Source organism: Pseudoalteromonas sp. (assembly GCF_041629635.1).
In the GTDB taxonomy this organism is placed as follows: Bacteria; Pseudomonadota; Gammaproteobacteria; order Enterobacterales; family Alteromonadaceae; genus Pseudoalteromonas.
Genome location: NZ_JBFKMX010000007.1, coordinates 26,081 through 43,198 on the forward strand (window position 1 = coordinate 26,081; position 17,118 = coordinate 43,198).

14 protein-coding genes are annotated in these 17,118 nt (G+C 39.0%); 7 read left to right on the forward strand and 7 right to left on the reverse strand.

Going from position 1 to position 17,118, the window contains the following annotated elements; genetic code table 11:
• Positions 1-51: 51 nt before the first annotated feature.
• Positions 52-1,578, forward strand: a complete 1,527-nt coding sequence (locus tag ABYD77_RS01995) for a leucyl aminopeptidase family protein (protein WP_372766498.1) — start codon at positions 52-54, stop codon at positions 1,576-1,578.
• Positions 1,579-1,699: 121 nt separating this feature from the next.
• Here ABYD77_RS01995 and ABYD77_RS02000 read toward each other — a convergent pair whose 3' ends face one another.
• The gene (locus tag ABYD77_RS02000) at positions 1,700-3,928 is read right to left on the reverse strand and encodes a DPP IV N-terminal domain-containing protein (protein WP_372766499.1); all 2,229 of its coding nucleotides are present in this window, start codon (positions 3,926-3,928) and stop codon (positions 1,700-1,702) included.
• A gap of 107 nt (positions 3,929-4,035) precedes the next feature.
• Between ABYD77_RS02000 and ABYD77_RS02005 the strand changes: the two genes are divergently transcribed.
• Positions 4,036-4,434 (forward strand): HIT domain-containing protein, encoded by a 399-nt coding sequence (locus ABYD77_RS02005; protein WP_372766501.1) that lies wholly within the window; start codon positions 4,036-4,038, stop codon positions 4,432-4,434.
• A 177-nt stretch (positions 4,435-4,611) separates the two neighbouring features.
• Positions 4,612-5,451 (forward strand): HDOD domain-containing protein, encoded by an 840-nt coding sequence (locus ABYD77_RS02010; protein ID WP_372766503.1) that lies wholly within the window; start codon positions 4,612-4,614, stop codon positions 5,449-5,451.
• 71 nt (positions 5,452-5,522) lie between these two features.
• Here ABYD77_RS02010 and ABYD77_RS02015 read toward each other — a convergent pair whose 3' ends face one another.
• The 4 genes from ABYD77_RS02015 to gpmM all read right to left on the reverse strand — a co-directional run bounded on the left by ABYD77_RS02015 (position 5,523) and on the right by gpmM (position 10,238).
• A complete protein-coding gene (locus tag ABYD77_RS02015; protein WP_372766505.1) occupies positions 5,523-6,275 on the reverse strand; it encodes a divergent polysaccharide deacetylase family protein in 753 nt (250 codons plus the stop codon).
• Between the two features lie 72 nt (positions 6,276-6,347).
• Positions 6,348-7,529: a S41 family peptidase gene (locus tag ABYD77_RS02020; protein ID WP_372766507.1), complete on the reverse strand. Its 1,182-nt coding sequence runs from the start codon at positions 7,527-7,529 to the stop codon at positions 6,348-6,350.
• Between the two features lie 39 nt (positions 7,530-7,568).
• Entirely contained in the window at positions 7,569-8,693 is a 1,125-nt protein-coding gene (locus ABYD77_RS02025) for a murein hydrolase activator EnvC (RefSeq protein ID WP_372766509.1), read from the reverse strand.
• A 3-nt stretch (positions 8,694-8,696) separates the two neighbouring features.
• Entirely contained in the window at positions 8,697-10,238 is a 1,542-nt protein-coding gene (gpmM, locus tag ABYD77_RS02030; protein ID WP_372766511.1) for a 2,3-bisphosphoglycerate-independent phosphoglycerate mutase, read from the reverse strand.
• A gap of 204 nt (positions 10,239-10,442) precedes the next feature.
• Between gpmM and ABYD77_RS02035 the strand changes: the two genes are divergently transcribed.
• From ABYD77_RS02035 to gpsA, 4 genes are read left to right on the forward strand one after another with little or no spacing between them, the layout of a single operon-like run.
• On the forward strand, positions 10,443-10,874 hold the full coding sequence (locus tag ABYD77_RS02035) for a rhodanese-like domain-containing protein (protein WP_274761025.1): 432 nt from the start codon (positions 10,443-10,445) through the stop codon (positions 10,872-10,874).
• A 2-nt stretch (positions 10,875-10,876) separates the two neighbouring features.
• A complete protein-coding gene (grxC, locus tag ABYD77_RS02040) occupies positions 10,877-11,131 on the forward strand; it encodes a glutaredoxin 3 (RefSeq protein ID WP_372766513.1) in 255 nt (84 codons plus the stop codon).
• 21 nt (positions 11,132-11,152) lie between these two features.
• Complete coding sequence (gene secB, locus ABYD77_RS02045) at positions 11,153-11,632, forward strand: protein-export chaperone SecB (protein ID WP_372766515.1); 480 nt, start codon at positions 11,153-11,155, stop codon at positions 11,630-11,632.
• Positions 11,633-11,638: 6 nt separating this feature from the next.
• Positions 11,639-12,652 (forward strand): NAD(P)H-dependent glycerol-3-phosphate dehydrogenase, encoded by a 1,014-nt coding sequence (gene gpsA, locus ABYD77_RS02050; RefSeq protein ID WP_372766517.1) that lies wholly within the window; start codon positions 11,639-11,641, stop codon positions 12,650-12,652.
• A gap of 40 nt (positions 12,653-12,692) precedes the next feature.
• Here gpsA and ABYD77_RS02055 read toward each other — a convergent pair whose 3' ends face one another.
• Both ABYD77_RS02055 and trmL read right to left on the reverse strand, forming a co-directional pair.
• Complete coding sequence (locus ABYD77_RS02055; RefSeq protein ID WP_372766519.1) at positions 12,693-16,031, reverse strand: EAL domain-containing protein; 3,339 nt, start codon at positions 16,029-16,031, stop codon at positions 12,693-12,695.
• Between the two features lie 528 nt (positions 16,032-16,559).
• Complete coding sequence (gene trmL, locus ABYD77_RS02060) at positions 16,560-17,024, reverse strand: tRNA (uridine(34)/cytosine(34)/5-carboxymethylaminomethyluridine(34)-2'-O)-methyltransferase TrmL (RefSeq protein ID WP_372766521.1); 465 nt, start codon at positions 17,022-17,024, stop codon at positions 16,560-16,562.
• Positions 17,025-17,118 lie beyond the last annotated feature (94 nt).

The following is a 17,118-nucleotide window of genomic DNA, read 5'->3' on the forward strand; positions in this document are numbered from 1 at the left end:
AAACTAACGCGACATTAGACAGCGTTATTATTCGTTCAGTAAGGTTTAAAAATGACTTCACCTAAGGCGCTTTACGCGACATCTATTTCAGATTTACCCCAATACGTTGATGGCTTAATTATTATCTCGCCAGACTTATCTCTTTTACCAGATGAATTTAAAGAAAGTGTTTTAAAAACTGCTCAGTACGACAGACGTATTGGGCAAAAATCACTTTTATTGGTAAATGATGAAGCGCCTGGTAAGCGTCTAATTTTAGCGCCTACGGGTCCTTTAAACCGTGATTATGATGATGTGCGTCGTTATTTTGATGCAGCAAAGCAAGGGATTTTAGAAGCAAAACAAGCTGGCTCAACAAACCCTGCGATTTTAGTGCTTGGTCATCATGATACGCGCTATCAGCAAGCGATAACTGTATCTTATTTAGGTGCCTGCCAAGCATTATGGCAACCACTTGAAGCGCGAGAATATCATGGTGCTGAAATTGAACCAATTCAGTCAATTACGATGATTGGTGAGTTTGATAGCCATTATGCTCATGCCATTGCAATGGGGCAGTATGCCGCTCGTGATCTATGTGGTACAGAGCCTGAGCGTATGGCTCCGCCAAAATTTGCTGAGTATTGTGAAGCCTTATTTGAAAATACCTCGGTTTCTGTAGAGGTGATTTCGGATACACAATTTATTGATAAGAATTACCCGATGCTTAGCACCGTTGCGCGTGCTTCATATGCAGTTGAACGCCACCATCCAAGAGTCATTAAACTTGAATATGTACCGCAAGGTGATATTGAAAGAACACTTTTATTTGTAGGTAAAGGCCTTGTATATGATACCGGTGGTGCGGACTTAAAAGTAGGTGGCGCAATGGCTGGTATGAGTCGAGATAAAGGGGGGGCAGCATCGGTTGCGGGCTTTATGAAGAGTCTTGCAGAACATCAACCTAAAGGCGTTAAGGTAATCGCGTACTTAGCTGTTGTTCGTAATTCAATCGGTTCTGACTGTTTTGTACCAGATGAAATTATAACAAGCCGTGAAGGTGTGCGCGTACGTATTGGTAATACTGATGCTGAAGGTCGTTTAGCAATGGGTGATTTACTAAGTGAAATTAAAGATGTTGCAAAAGGTGAAGTGAATCCTGTTGTATTTACTGTTGCAACACTAACAGGTCACGCCGCACGTGCTATGGGGCCTTATACTGCGCTGGTTGAAAATGGTGCATCAAGAGCACTTAACTTATCGCACAACATCGCAGCGCAAGGTGATTTATGGGCAGATGGCTCAGAAGTTTCGCGTGAGCGCCGTGAAGATTACAGCTTTATCGCACCTAAAACATTAGCAGATGATGTACTTTCAAGTAACAATGCACCATCAGCAATTACTGCACGTGGGCACCAGTTCCCAATGGCATTTTTAGCTGTGGCTTCTGGCTTAGACAAACACGGTGCAAGCTCAGAATTACCTATTCCATATATACATGTGGACATTGCTGGAAGTGGCGTTGAAGGTGGCGATTGGCAACATGGCAAACCAACCGCTGCATCACTTGCGAGCATTTATGCTACATTTTGTTTGTAACCTATTAAATCTATTAGCTTTATAATAAAAGGCCAAATATTGTTTGGCCTTTTATTTAGTTTTGAATGGTTTAAAACCACTTTTATCACAGAGAGTTACTAGCGACGGTTAATCATTAACACTAATTGGTTTGTCTCTGTTTTTGAAAATGACGATTAAAGAAATCAGTAATTGTCTGATGCAAATGTGTTTGCACTTTTTTGCCTCGCAGGCTGTGCTTAGAGCCTGGGTAAGTCATCATTTCAAACTGTTGAGCGTTATCTTGTAATTGTTTAAATAACTTAGTTGCATGGGTAAACAATACGTTATCGTCGGCCATGCCGTGATAAATCATTAATGGACCAGATAAGCCCTCTGCATAAGGGAATACAGCACTCTTTTCGTAACCTTGTGCATTTGTGTCTGGGTGACCTAAGTAGCGCTCAGTGTAATGAGTGTCGTAAAGTGCCCAATCTGTTACCGGTGCACCGGATACACCAGCTTTAAAGTAGTCACCCGCTTTAAACATCGTCATTAGTGCCATATAGCCACCATAGCTATGGCCATAAATACCAATTCGTTCAGCATCTACGTAATCAAGAGTACGTAAGAATTCAACACCTTTAATTTGGTCTTGTACTTCAATTTCACCTAAGTGTTTGTAGATAGGATCTTCAAACTTTTTACCACGATTATATGAACCACGATTATCTAGTTGGAATACAATGTAACCTTGCTGCACCATATATTGGAAATAGAGGTTTTTACTGCGCCAGCTGTTGGTAACACGTTGCGCATGAGGTCCGCCATAGACATTCACCATTACAGGATACTTTTTACCAGCCTCAAGCGCTTTAGGCTTAAATAAACGATAATGCATTTGTTGGCCGTCATCAGCTTTTAATGTGCCGTATTCTGGCTCTACTAAATCATTTAGATAAGGTGTTAATGGGTGATTATTATCAAGGCGATTTGGTTCTAACCAAGTAATAAAGTTACCTAAATTATCGCGCAGTGATACTTGTGCAGGCTGGTTTACACTAGAGCTTCGGTCAATAAAGGTTTGGTTATCTTTTGCCATGACAACTGAATGGAATTTACCTGTTTCAGTTAAACGACTAGGTTTTGATTTTTCAAATAGCTTTACTGAATATAAGTGACTTTCAAGCGGTGTATCTGCGCGGCCTGAGAAGTAAACTAAGCCATTTTTTTCATCAATGCTTTTGATACTCTCAACAATCCAATCACCTTGTGTAATTTGGCGTACTAAGGTGCCATCTACTTTATATAGGTAAAGGTGTTTAAAGCCATCACGCTCTGATGCCCAAACAAAGTGCTTTTTGTCATCAAGAAAACGCAAATCAAAATGCAGATTAATCCAGGTGTTACTGGTTTCTGTCAGTGCTGTTTTTTGTTTTTTGCTATCACTGTTATAAAAACGCAGTTCTAAACGTTGTTGTGAGCGATTTTGCCATTGGTAAGACAGTGTTTTATCATCTTTTAGCCATTGTGCTCTGGCAAGATAAATGTCTTTATCTTCACCCATATCAACCCAATCAATTTGCTGTGAGTTAAGGCTAACAACACCCAGTTGAATATCGACGTTATTAGTACCTGTAAATGGGTAACGTTGGTTAAATAGCTTTACTTCATCAGCGTAAATTTCGTTACGAATAGCTTCTGCTACAGGTGATTCATCAATACGTGTAAATGCAATTTTTTCTTCATTGCCGCTCCACCAATAGCCTGTCATTCGGCTCATTTCTTCTTGTGCAACAAACTCAGCCATACCATTTTTAATGGTATCAGCGCCATCTTTGGTTAATTGAATTTCTTGCCCTGTAGCTAAGTTTTGGACAAACAGGTTTTGCGCTCGAATGTATGAAACAAAATTGCCTTTAGGTGAAATTTTAGCGTCTGTTTCAAATTCAGGTGTGTTAGTCAGTTTACGAGATTGCTGTTTTGCAAGGTCATAGTAATAAATATCACCATTTAAAGGGAAAAGAAGTGCTTTGCCATCTTTAGACCAGATGTATTCCATGATGCCTTTACCAAATACACGCATGCGTTCACGGCGTGCTTTTTCTTCGTCTGATAAAGTTTCAGGGCCAGAGAAAATACTGTTTGAATCAACTAATAAACGATTGGTTTTGTCTTTTAAATTGTATTCCCAAAGATCGTAACGGTTATAGTCTTCTTTTTTACCTTGTAGGTAAGTAACACGGCTTCCATCCGGGGAAAACTTTAGTTTTACAGGGGCTTTACCTGCCAAACTTGGGTCAGAAAAAATGCGCTCAAGGGTTAGTGGCTCAGCGTACGCTGAAGCGCTTATTAAACTTGCCCCTGCTAAAGCAATCAATGTCTTATTCATTATTTACTCTTAGTTACAGTTATGTGTGATTGCCAGATGGTATGAAGATATAGATCTAATGGCAACTAATTGCTATAAACGACGTAAATATTCAAAAAGGTAATGTAATGTTTGAGTTAGCAAAAGAGTTGCAAAGAGACTGTATTGAAATAGCTGATTGGTCACTTTGTAAGGTGCTCTTAATGAATGATAGTCAGTACCCTTGGTTTATTTTGGTACCTAAGGTTGAAGGTGCGAGAGATATTATTGATTTAAATGATGCTCAACAAAATGGCCTACAACATGAGTCACGTCAATTACAGCATTTGATCCGTGATGTATTCTCACCTTATAAATTAAACGTTGCTGCACTTGGTAACGTTGTTGAACAATTACATATTCATCATATTGCGCGTTACCAAAATGATGTTGCATGGCCAAAACCGGTTTGGGGAACTTTTCCAGCGAAACCATATAGTAACGAGCAATTACTCGCATTAATTGAACAATTTAATTTAACCGAATAAATTGTTTAACGCAGTGCGATATTTAGGCTAAGCTTATTCTAAAGAGCTTTGAAATATAACATAAAACTATAATCAAAATTTGCTTAAATATTAAATATGTTGGTTGAAACCTGTTGGTTACTTGGTGCAACGAGTTCGCTCGGGCAAACAGAAAATTATAAAAAGGACGATTTTTATATGTCTACAGAAAACGCATTACTTACCATTTTAGTTGAGAAAATTAACAACGATACGCTCGTGTTACCAACCCTTCCTGAAGTTGCAGTTAAGGTAAGAGAAGCAGCAGATAATCCTGAGATTAACCTTTTGGATATGAGTGATGTTATTGCTCATGACCCTGCGCTCTCAGCACGTATGATAAAAGTGGCAAACAGTGCTTTTTTAGGGCGTTCAATCAAAGTATCAACTTTAAATCAGGCTGTTACTCGTATTGGTTTAAGACAAATTAAAAACATTGCAACGGCAATGGCAATGGAGCAACTCTTTGTTTCCAAAAATAAAATAATAAAAGAATACCTTTCAAAAAGTTGGCAAAAAACCGTGGATGTTGCCTCATCGGCAATCACTTTGCTCAATTTACATTTAAAGAACAACAAACATAGTTCACTGAATATTGACACAATTACACTCGCTTCATTGGTATATAACATTGGTATCTTACCAATTCTTACTGAAGCTGAGCGTCATCAAGATGTCTTTGCAAACCCACAATTTCTAGCACAAGCAATTCAAAAACTAGGAGGTCGCATTGGTGGGCAAATCATGCGGGCTTGGGATTTTACTGATGAATTTGTTGAAGTTGCTGAACTTTGGGCGAGTCCAGAACATAACCCGGAAAAGCCATCTTACGTTGATTTTATTCGCATTGCAGCGATTAGTGAGGGAGTGCTCAACGTAGCTGATCGAGAGGCTACCTTGCAAACTTATGTTGATAAAGGTGTATTAACAGAAATTAGTGTGCTTGACAGTGATGAATATAAATCACTACTAAGCGATGCAAAAACTATCTTTGCATGATGGATGTTTTAACATGTGGGGCAAAAAGCTAATCTGCTTATTGCTCCAAATTTGATAATGTTTAAAGATAATTAATCTGCATCTTTTTGACTTGCAAGCCTAATTGGCTGATGAGTAAGCAACTCAGACACTGGTACCAATTCTATCCCTTCTTCTTTGAGTGCATTTATTGCGTTAGGTAAAAACTTGATTGTCTCTGGATAAGGATGAGCAATCGCAATACCCCTGCCAGATTTTTTAGCGATATGTATTAGTTGCTTTAATCTGAACATCATTTGTGTTTCATTTGGGATGTTATCTAAAAACACATGTCGAGATGCATTGGCGACACCGAAAAGTTTTGCCATATTTTGTGCTTGGCTATCTTTGGAGGTCTTGCTGTCTATAAAGAATAAAGAGCGGTCTCTCAGCACTTCCATAGTCCATGCCATAGGCACTACTTTTTGCGTTAAAAATGAACCCATATGATTGTTAACGCCTATCACTTTTGGATAGTCATCTAATGCAGTAATAAGTTGCTTTTGTAGAGCGCTTTTATCCATGTCGGAAGTTAAGGCTCCTGGTCCTAAAGCTTTGCCGCTAACAGCTTCCATAGGAACGTGTAGTATTACATCACGAGAAAGAGACGCTGCACGTTGTGAAAAGGAATCGGCATAAGGCGTGTAGGGTAAAATCGCGTATGACAATTGTCCAGAGATATCTAACGTTGTTAAATCGTTGGCATGATTACCGATATCATCGATCAGGATTGCTACTCGTGCAGCAAAACATTGCACACTATATGTGTTTAATATTAATAAAATTAAGTAGATAAATGGGCGCACACGAATTCTTATTTTTTTATTTATTAGTTAGGGCTCATCCTGAGCCCATTTATAAACCTAATTTATGATGACTTATTTTTCTAACAATTGCCACGCTTTTTCGAGCTGAAGATCATGCACTTTTGCATTTATAAAGGAATCAGCTTTGAGTGTTGAAAAACCTTCATTATGAGTTAGTGTGTTTTGTATAACTGGGTAATCAGGTAAGATACCCGTGCCTTCAATTGAACGCCCACTAGGAGTGTAATATTTTGCAGTGGTTAGCTTTAATGCAGTTTGGCCATCACCAAGTGGGATAAGAGATTGTACGGAGCCTTTACCATAAGATCGCGTACCAACCAAAACCGCTCTTTGGTTATCTTGTAAAGCTCCAGCAAGAATTTCAGCAGCAGAAGCAGAGCCTTCATTAATTAAAACAATGATTGGTGCGCCACTTAATACGTCACCTTCTTGTGCATAATACTCTTGATTAGCTTCAGCAAAACGTCCTTTGGTACTAACAATTACACCACTTTCTAAAAATAAATCAGATACTTCTATAGCGCTATCTAAGATGCCACCCGGATTGTCACGTAAATCAATAATGAGACCGTTTATATCTCCTGCCACAATTTGCGACAAATGTGCCAATTCTTTTGCAACATCATAAAGTGTGTGGTTGTTAAAGTTTATAATGCGAAGATAAGCGACACCTTGATTATTGATACTACCTCGTACACTTTTAAGGTCGATTTTTTTACGTTCTACCTCAAAAAATAGCGGGTCAATGTGTCCACTGCGTGCGATTGTGAGTGTCACTTGAGGCTGCTGTTTTTGATTGATTAACTGGGAAACGTGTTTAATGGTTTGGTTAATAACTGAAGTGCCATTCACTTTTAGTAGGATATCACCTTTAATTAACCCAGCTGTATGGGCAGGCGAGTTTTCAACCGCTGCGACAATAACAATGTGCTCTTCACGTTGTTCAACTTCAATGCCTAATCCAGTGTAGCGGCCATTAGCAACATTAAATAATGCTTCAAGTTCGTTTTGGTCGAGAAATTCAGAATGGGGGTCGAGTTGCTTGAAAATAGACTCAATAGCGTGCTGGTTAAGTTTTTGAGCATCAATGTCATCAACATAAAAATGCTGGATATTCGCTAATACTTCAGCTATTGAGACTTGTGCGGCTGCTTTAGAATCAGCCAATACAGGTGCTATCGAAATAACACAAATTAATATACTAATTTTTAATGTGTTAAGAAAAAAAGTCATTGGCTCACTCCTTAAATGAGGTGCAGCCAATTTTAAATCCTAAATTCGTCTACACCATTTAACAGGGTTTACCGCTCTTCCCTTATGCCGTATTTCAAAGTATAGACTAGGATTTGATTGTCCACCGCTTTGTCCGACTAAAGCAATTTGTTCACCTGCTCTCACTTTATCGCCAACTTCCTTCAATAGTGCTTGGCTATGGCCATAAAGACTCATAAATCCTTTACCATGATCAACCACAATGACCCAGCCAAATCCTTTTAACCAGTCAGCGAAAAGAACCTGACCATCAGCAATGGTTTTAACTGGTGCACCTTCTTTACCGCTCATTAAAACGCCTTTCCATTTAAGGCTGCCGTGCTTTTTCTGTCCAAAACGGTAGGTGAGTTTACCGCGAGACGGCCAATCGAGTTTTCCTTTACGCCCCTGTAAGCCATCAAGCTTCACTTCACTTTCGACTAAATCTTGGCTTAGCTGTTCAAGAGTTTGTTTTAACACTTGCTCATTTTGTTTGAGATAAACCAGCTGGGATTGAGTTTTTTGTAACGTATTTTTTAATGTTTGGTATTTTTCTTTTTGTTCATTTTTAGCTGCGAGCAACATGTTTTGCTGCTCTTTTTGTGTTTTTAGCAGCACTTCAAGTTGCGTTTGATTTTGTTCAAGCAGTTGGCGGCTATTTTCTAGCTCAATAAGTGTCGCTTTTAACTTTTCGAGCTCTTTGATGCGCGCATTGTTAAGATATTGATAATAATTTAATGTACGTTCTACATGTTGAACTTGGTCTTGGCTGAGCAATAATTTGCCATAATCATGGTTGCCCGTCATAAACGCGCTTTTAAGCTGCGCAGCGAGGGCTGCTTGCTGATTTTTTTTATCGCTTTCAAGCGATTTTATTTTGTCTTTTAAGGTTGCTTGCTCGGTGAGGTTTAATTCAACATCAAATTTAAGTTGTTTTAGTTTTTTTGAACTGGCAGCAATCGCTGCATCTGCATTTTTGAGGTCTTGTTCAATTTGGTTTAGCAGAATTTGCTGCTCTTTGAATGCTTTATTTGTGTCTTTAAGTTGCTGCTGAACTTGGTTGAGGTCGTCTTTAGTGCGCTCGGTATTAGCTTGCACTTGGCAAGCTAATACAAATAAAACAGCTAATAAAACAGAGCAGCGCATGGCTTAGTTCAACTTCATAATGGTTTCGCCAGTCATTTCGCTTGGCTGCTCTAAGCCCATTAGGTGAAGCATTGTTGGCGCTACATCACTAAGCTTTTTGTCTTCAAGTGGTGTCGCATTTCGTCCAACATAAATAAAAGGTACAGGCTCACTAGTATGTGCTGTGTGCGCTTGACCTGTCGTTGGGTTAACCATTTGTTCAGCATTACCGTGGTCGGCAGTGATAAGTGCTTCCGCACCTGTTTTTTCTAACGCGTCAACTACACGACCAATACAACTATCTACGGCTTCACACGCTTTAACTGCAGCATCAAATACTCCTGAGTGACCAACCATATCACCGTTCGGGTAGTTACAAATAATTGCATCGTATTTTCCAGACTCGATTGCTTCAACTAATTTGTCGGTTAGCATTGCCGAGTTCATTTCTGGTTGCAGATCGTAAGTTGCAACTTGAGGTGATGGAATTAATATACGGTCCTCACCTTCAAACTCAGCTTCACGACCGCCACTGAAGAAAAACGTAACGTGTGCGTATTTTTCTGTTTCAGAAATGCGAAGTTGGGTTTTGTTGTGTTTTTCTAACCATTCACCAAACACGTTTGCAAGTTTTTCCGGTGGGAAAGCAACGCTAGTTTTGATATCCGCTGCGTATTCAGTCAACATAACAAAATCGGCAAGTGCAGGGGTTTTTTGTTTAGAAAAACCAGCAAAGTCAGCATCAACAAATGCACGTGTCATTTGACGTGCGCGATCAGCTCGGAAGTTCATAAATAATATGGCGTCGCCATCATTTATGGTTGCAGCTTTGTCGCCATCTAAAATAGCTGATGCAGAAACAAATTCATCATTTTCGTCGCGTTCATATGCAGCATTTAAAGCGGCTAATGGGCAGTTGAAACTGTATTCAGCGCTACCTTGTGTCATTAAGTTATAGGCTTTCTCGACGCGATCCCAGCGGTTATCACGGTCCATTGCGAAATAACGGCCAATTAAGCTGGCGATTTGACCAACGCCAAGCGCTTTACATTTTGCGATGATATCTTTAATTGGTTGTTCTGCGCTGCGCGGTGCTGTGTCACGACCGTCTAAAAAGCCGTGAACGTAGATTTTTTTAGCGCCACGTTTTGCAGCAACATCGATAGCAGCAATAATATGTTCATGATGAGAATGCACGCCACCTGGGCTTAAAAGGCCTAATAGGTGAACTGCCTTGTCGTTAGCAACGGCTTTATCTATCGCATTGACAATGGCAGGGTTTTCGGCAAACTCGCCGTCGTCAATTGCTTTGGTAATACGTGTAAAGTCTTGATACACAATGCGGCCAGCACCTAAATTTACATGGCCCACTTCAGAATTACCCATTTGACCATGAGGTAAGCCTACATCTAAACCAGAACCTGAAATAAGTGTGCTTGGGTATTCTTTCCACAAACGATCCATTACCGGTGTGTTAGCTGCTAAAATAGCATTACTCTCGGTTTTTTCACTGTATCCCCAACCATCTAAGATAATCAGTACTAATGGTTTTTTCTGTAACGACATTCTCATTCCTCATTCAAATAGAATTGCGCGTATAAGCACAGCGCACAAAATAGCGCGTCTTTTATATCATTTTTTCACCACAGATTCAGCAGTAAAGCTATGTGCTTTTAAAATTTTCAATAGAAACCCTAGCAGAGCTAGAATTTATTCATATCATCCGTGTATACTTGGCCACTTTTAATGTAAAGAAAAATTGAGAAAGTGATGGCACAATTTGTCGAATTTGTTACTAACAACCTGATTTTATGTTTAATTTGGGTTGGCTTATTGGGCGCCATTGTACTTGGGTGGTTTAAATCTCGCTTTTCAGCTGTGAAACAGGTTAGTCCTCAACAACTGACGCATTTAGTCAACCGTGAAAACGGCCATGTTGTTGATATCCGTGCCTTAAAAGACTTTAACCAAGGTCATATTGCAGGCAGTGTTCACCTTGCAGCAGAAAAAGCAAAGCAAGGAGAGTTTGTTGGCCTTGAAAAGTTTAAATCTGACCCAATTATCTTGGTATGTGTTTCAGGTATGACTGCACAGTCCATTGCTAATGGACTGGTTAAAGCAGGTTATGAGCAGGTGAATGTGTTATCAGGAGGTATTACTTCTTGGCAAAACGCTAACTTACCGCTTACAACAGGAAAATAATCATGGCGAATATTGTTATCTACACAAAACCAACATGCCCATTTTGTGTTAGAGCGATAATGCTTTTAACACAAAAAGGTGTTGAGTTTACTGAGTTTGATATTGCAGCTCAGCCTGAACTTCGCGATGAAATGATTGAAAAAGCAAACGGTAGTTACACTGTTCCACAAATTTTCATTAATGACCAACACATTGGCGGTTGTGATGATATGATGAGGTTAGAACAGTCTGGTCGTCTTGACAGTTTGCTTGTATAAAATAAATTTTAGGAAATTAAAATGACAGAAGAGAATCAAAACTTAGGCGCAGAACAACAAGCAGAAGGTCCTCAGTTTGCAGTTCAACGTATTTATGTAAAAGACGTATCATTTGAAACGCCAAACTCACCAGCTATTTTCCAAAAAGAGTGGGCGCCAGAAGTTAAATTAGACTTAGATACTCGTTCAAACAAGCTTGATGACGGTGTGTTTGAAGTTGTGCTTTCTGTAACTGTTCATGCAACAATTGGTGAAGAAACAGCGTTCTTATGTGAAGTACAACAAGCTGGTATCTTCGCAATTGGCGTTGCTAACGAAGGTCAACTAGCGCACATGCTAGGAGCTTTCTGTCCTAACGTACTATTCCCATACGCACGTGAAGCAGTTTCAAATATGGTTAACCGTGGTACGTTCCCACAGTTAAACCTTGCTCCAGTTAACTTTGATGCATTATTTGCGCAATATGTGCAACAACAAGCATCACAAGCTGCTGACGCATAATTTGTTATGACTACTTCAGCAGATAATGCTGTTGCAGTACTAGGGGCGGGCTCTTACGGGACCGCCCTTGCTATTTGTTTTGCCCGAAATGGACATGATGTGGTTCTTTGGGGACGCAATAAGGCACAAATTGAAGAACTCGCAACAGCGCGTGAAAACCAGCGTTATTTACCTGGTGCAGCGTTTCCAGATACCTTGGCATTACATGATGATCTTGCTAAGACTGTGTCATCATCAGATGTGGTGCTGGTGGTTGTACCTAGTCATGCGTTTGCCGAAACATTAACGGCAATCAAACCGCATTTAAGACCAACAGCACGAGTTTTATGGGCAACCAAAGGGCTTGAACCTAACACTGGCCGTTTATTGCACCAGTTAGCTGCAGAAGTGCTAGGTGATGATGTTAGCCTCGGTGTGTTATCTGGGCCAACATTTGCCAAAGAGATGGCTATTGGATTACCAACAGCGATATCTCTTTCTTCAGCGGATACTAAGTTAGTTGAAGATGTTTCTGAAATGCTGCACTGTGGTCGCTCTTTCCGCGTGTATTCCAATGATGACTTGGTAGGTGTGCAACTCGGTGGTGCAATTAAAAATGTGATTGCAATTGGCGCGGGTATTTCAGATGGTTTTGGCTTTGGTGCCAATGCTCGTACTGCGTTAATCACTCGCGGTCTTGCTGAAATGACTCGTCTAGGCGTTGCCCTAGGAGCAAAACAAGAAACCTTTATGGGTATGGCTGGTTTGGGTGATTTAATCCTAACCTGTACCGACAATCAATCGCGCAACCGTCGATTTGGTTTGGCGCTTGGTAAAGGTCAAACTGTTGAGCAAGCACAACAAGAAATTGGTCAAGTGGTAGAAGGTTACCGTAACACCAAAGAAGTTTTTTTACTTGCTGAGCGAACAGGTATTGAAATGCCAATTTGTGAACAGATTTACAACGTGCTTTATAAAGGGCAGGACGTAAAACTAGCAGCTATGAATTTGCTGGGGCGGCAGAAAAAAGCAGAAGCTTAATTTAAGAAAGGCTTTAGCTATGGTTTAAGCCTTTCTAGTTTTATTTAGGCTGACTAATTAACACTTTGGTTTGCTCAATAAATTTCTCTAACTGTTCGCAGGGTAACGGTTTACTAAAAAAGTATCCTTGCACTACATCACATCCCATAACATGTAAAAAGTAAGACTGCGCTTCGGTTTCAACCCCTTCAGCAACGACATCAATATTTAAATATTTGGCTAAACGAATAATGGTTGCAGTAATATTTCTATCTTGCTCTGATTGTTCAATGTCAATTACAAATGAACGGTCGATTTTAAGCCGATCAATTGGGAATTGTTTAAGGTAACTTAAAGATGAGTGACCTGTGCCAAAATCATCAAGTGCTATAGTAAAACCTAAGCGCTTTAACTTGAGCATTTGTTGTAGAGCAAATTCAGGGTCGTTCATCATGACACTTTCGGTGATTTCTAGCTCCATGGTGTCCCCTGATATTTGGTATTTCTGCAAATAATTTGTTAAATCTTCAATTAAATCAGAACGCTGAAAATGAATTGCCGATAAGTTTAATGCTACACGTCCATTTAGTTTTATCCCTCTAAGTTGCCATTGTTTTATTTGTTGGCAGCACACTTCAATCAATACTCGGGTTAATGGAATGATGGCGTTATTGGCTTCTGCAACTGAGATAAACTGAGCGGGACTGCGGACCTCTTGATTACCATCGGGCCAGCGAGCAAGCGCTTCCACACCACAAATTTGATTGGTTCGAGTATTAAATTTAGGTTGATAATATAAAATAAATTCTTTGTCTATAATGGCGCGGTTTATTTCATTTTCAATTGAAAGTGACGCAGGCGAGTGGGTTTTAATTTTGCGATTAAAGATTTGAAAGGTATTTTTTCCATTTGCCTTAGCGTGTTGAAGGGCTGAATCAGCACTACGCAATATTGACTCGCTATCAAACCCATTATCAGGGTAAATTGCTGCGCCAATGCTTGCAGATAAACATAGCTCTAAATCATCAAGCAGCATTGTGCGAGAAACTTCAGAGAGTAACTTTTCACACAAACGTTTTATATTAAAAATATTTAAGGGTTTGAAAATATGGGGTGGTAATAAAATGGCAAATTCATCCCCCCCCAGACTGGCAAGCGTAAAGTTAGGTGAAAGGGCTTGTTTTAGTCGCTGCGATGTCATTTTTAGTACTCTATCACCATAACTATGGCCTAAAGCATCATTTATCTTATAAAAATTATCGATGTTGACAATTAATACACAAAACTCCGGTTGGCTACTTGAGCTTGCATTAATTGCCAAAGTCAGTTGTTCAATAAATACAGTGCGATTAATTAGTCCGGTTATTTGATCGCGAGTGGCTAAGTCTCTTAATTGTTTTTCATGTTGTTTTTGCAAAGTGATGTCTTTAAACATACCCACGTAATGTATCTTGGTGGTGAAACCTAATTTACTCGGTAACCTGACCTTGGTGATATTTAGTGATATTGCAATTAGGTCGGCATTTTTTCGTTTACTCCAAAGTTCGCCAGACCAAGAGCCTTTATCCACTATTGCGCATTTAATAATTTGTTCAAGCTTAGTATTCCGTGATTTACCGTCGAATATTTTTAATTGCTTCCCTTGCACGTTAGCTTGGCTATAGCCTGTAATGGTGTAAAAAGGTTCATTGATTTTCAATACTTTGAGCTCTGCGTCACTTATCCAAACAGCTTCTTGGGTTTGTGCAAGCAGTGCTGATGTTAGACCGTATTGGGCATCTTTACGATGTTTTAACCACCATAAAAACATAATGATAAGAAGCGTCAAACCCAACACTAGAGTAGTGATTTGCCAACTATTATAATGCAAATAGTCATGCGAAAAATGTATTGTAATAGGTTGTTGTTTTAATCCATTACGGTTAAATATTATGATCTTTTGAAACGATTTATCATTAGCGTTTAGCGCAACGGTGTCCTGTCCCTGTGGCAACTCAATCCAAGGCATTTTTTCTGAAACTCGATAGCTAAGCGCAAGAGCGCTTGCTGGGACATCATTATCGAATAGAGAAATGGTGACCAAGGTTTCATTTTGGCTTAGTTTAACGGAGTTTGTGATTAAGTTATTAGTGTCTTTATTTACACTGATTCCACTTACAGTTAACCCAGTTAAAGGTTGGATAGGGGGAGCTTTTTCTAGGCTATAAGAAATAACGGAGTTATTATGAACAAAATGCTGTTGTTGATCAAAGTAAAAATCAAAGTCGCTTTGTACTATGTTATTTGTGTCAAATCGAGCCACAGTTTGATTTAACTCAACATCAAATAATAACATTTGATTGGTTGTATTCAACCAAATGTAACGCCCTTGATGGTGTGTGAAATGTTTAACACTGCGTTTTAGTAAGAGATCAGAATGCCATTCACTTCCTTGTTTTTTTAATTGCCAAAAGCCGGTTTCGGTAGCTAAATAAAACATACCATTGTAGAAACTCGCTAGTTTTATTTCTCCAAGTTGCTCAGGAGAATTAAAAAGGGCAAACGTGACATTACCGGTGTTACGGTAAATACCTTTAGCTGTAACAACATATGGTGGGCTTTTTCCATCACCGACAAGGGAAACAGAGTGCGTAAATGGGAACTTTGCTTGTTGTTGATGAGTTGTAAGATCATAGATAAAAATAAACCGAGCGTCTGCAAACCATATTTTCCCTTCACTGTTTAAATAAAATTGTTTGATACCATGGTGTTGAATTAGCTGAGATAAATCATCTTTAGCAATGTGGTAGCGCCATAAACCATGCTCATTTTTTAAATATATATATTCACCTTGCCATTGAGCTTCTTGAAACTGATATTTCGCAAACTGATGATTAAAAAGAGAGTTTAGTTTTGACAAAGTGATATTTAATTTGCTGATTGAGGTTATGTACCAACTATTGTTTTGTTGTTTTAATAAAATGTTGTTGTTATCTAATGGGTAAATATTGCTAGTTAGAGGAAGTTTAAGGTGATTAAGCTTGCCATCGTAAGGGTGAAATTGATAAATATTTCCTTGGCTTTGCAGTAATAACGAAGATTCGCCAATTAAAAACATCTCATCAATATTTAGTTCGATATCTGCCTTTTCAATATCCAAAATGCCAGGATTAACAAAATAAAGCGCTTTATTCTGGGTAAACCACAGTCTGTTTTTGCGGTCGAGCAAGAAAGAGTGTACAGGTTTTGTTAATTTAAAGCGCTTTTTTATATTTTGTGTTTTTTCAATGTAGAGTAATTCATTTGCGTTTGTTGTGAGCCAAAAAGAACTGTGATTTACCGGCTGATAATCATGTGCAAACTCATTTAAAGCCTCAGTTAGACTCTCAATTTTTTGCGAGTTGAGATGGTATTTAAACAATTGACCTCTATTTAGGAAAAACAATTGATTATTGAACGCCTTCAATTGTGAAACAGATTCACTGTAAATTGTTTTTAGCGTTTGGTTTATTAAGTGGTACTCAACAAGGTGCTTATCAGAGGCCAAAAAAACTCTCTGATTCACTTGTAATATTTCTTTGAAAGTTGAATTACTTAGACGTTTTAGTATCGGATCACTTGCTTTGACCAGCTTTTGTTGAGTGAATAAATACAATCCTTGGGAGGTTGCAAATAACGACGCACCATTAGGTAATGATGTAATATCATTGATTGATATATTTTGTTGCTTAAAATTCGCTAACGCTGTTAGCCTTTGTGAGTTTGTCTCATCCGCAGCGCTGGAAAATATGGAAAATACACATATAAAAAATATTATGCAACAATGAAAAAGAATTTGGCGCTTCAATTATACTGTCTAGCTAGCAAGTGTTTTTAAATTGAGCTTAGTTTAATTTTCGCAAAGTGCGAGTTTAAAGCGCCATATTAAGTAGGGATTTTTATACGCCTATTAAATGGCACCTTCAAAATCAAACTGACGCCAAGCTTCGTAAACAAAGACTGCAACCGCATTGGATAAGTTCATACTACGACTATCAGGCATCATTGGGATACGTAAGCGCTGTTCATTCGGTAATGACTCAATAAGGTCATTCGGTAAACCACGAGTTTCTGGACCAAATAATAGGCAGTCACCGCGTTCGAATTGTGCTTTGTGATAGTGCCCTGAGCCTTTGGTGGTGCAGGCATACACTCGTTTAGGTTGGGTTTTTTCTAAAAAAGCTTCTAAGTTGGCGTGGCGTTCTACATGACTAAATTCATGGTAATCTAAACCTGCACGTCGCACGCGTTTATCATCCCATTCAAAACCAAGAGGCTCAATTAAATGAAGTTTAAAGCCTGTATTTGCGCATAAACGAATAATGTTACCCGTATTTGGTGGAATTTCCGGCTGGTACAGCACGATATCTAACATGTTTAACCTATGATTAAGTGTTTTATACTAGTTTATCAAAGCTTTCAGGTTCGATACTATAAGTAATAGCAATAGTTCTACGCTCAAATTTCAC

Coding starts and splice junctions, on each gene's coding strand:
- ABYD77_RS01995 (WP_372766498.1), top strand. CDS start 52: ATGACTTCACCTAAGGCGCTTTACGCGACATCTATTTCAGATTTACCC.
- ABYD77_RS02000 (WP_372766499.1), bottom strand. CDS start 3,928: ATGAATAAGACATTGATTGCTTTAGCAGGGGCAAGTTTAATAAGCGCT.
- ABYD77_RS02005 (WP_372766501.1), top strand. CDS start 4,036: ATGTTTGAGTTAGCAAAAGAGTTGCAAAGAGACTGTATTGAAATAGCT.
- ABYD77_RS02010 (WP_372766503.1), top strand. CDS start 4,612: ATGTCTACAGAAAACGCATTACTTACCATTTTAGTTGAGAAAATTAAC.
- ABYD77_RS02020 (WP_372766507.1), bottom strand. CDS start 7,529: ATGACTTTTTTTCTTAACACATTAAAAATTAGTATATTAATTTGTGTT.
- ABYD77_RS02025 (WP_372766509.1), bottom strand. CDS start 8,693: ATGCGCTGCTCTGTTTTATTAGCTGTTTTATTTGTATTAGCTTGCCAA.
- gpmM (WP_372766511.1), bottom strand. CDS start 10,238: ATGTCGTTACAGAAAAAACCATTAGTACTGATTATCTTAGATGGTTGG.
- ABYD77_RS02035 (WP_274761025.1), top strand. CDS start 10,443: ATGGCACAATTTGTCGAATTTGTTACTAACAACCTGATTTTATGTTTA.
- grxC (WP_372766513.1), top strand. CDS start 10,877: ATGGCGAATATTGTTATCTACACAAAACCAACATGCCCATTTTGTGTT.
- secB (WP_372766515.1), top strand. CDS start 11,153: ATGACAGAAGAGAATCAAAACTTAGGCGCAGAACAACAAGCAGAAGGT.
- gpsA (WP_372766517.1), top strand. CDS start 11,639: ATGACTACTTCAGCAGATAATGCTGTTGCAGTACTAGGGGCGGGCTCT.
- trmL (WP_372766521.1), bottom strand. CDS start 17,024: ATGTTAGATATCGTGCTGTACCAGCCGGAAATTCCACCAAATACGGGT.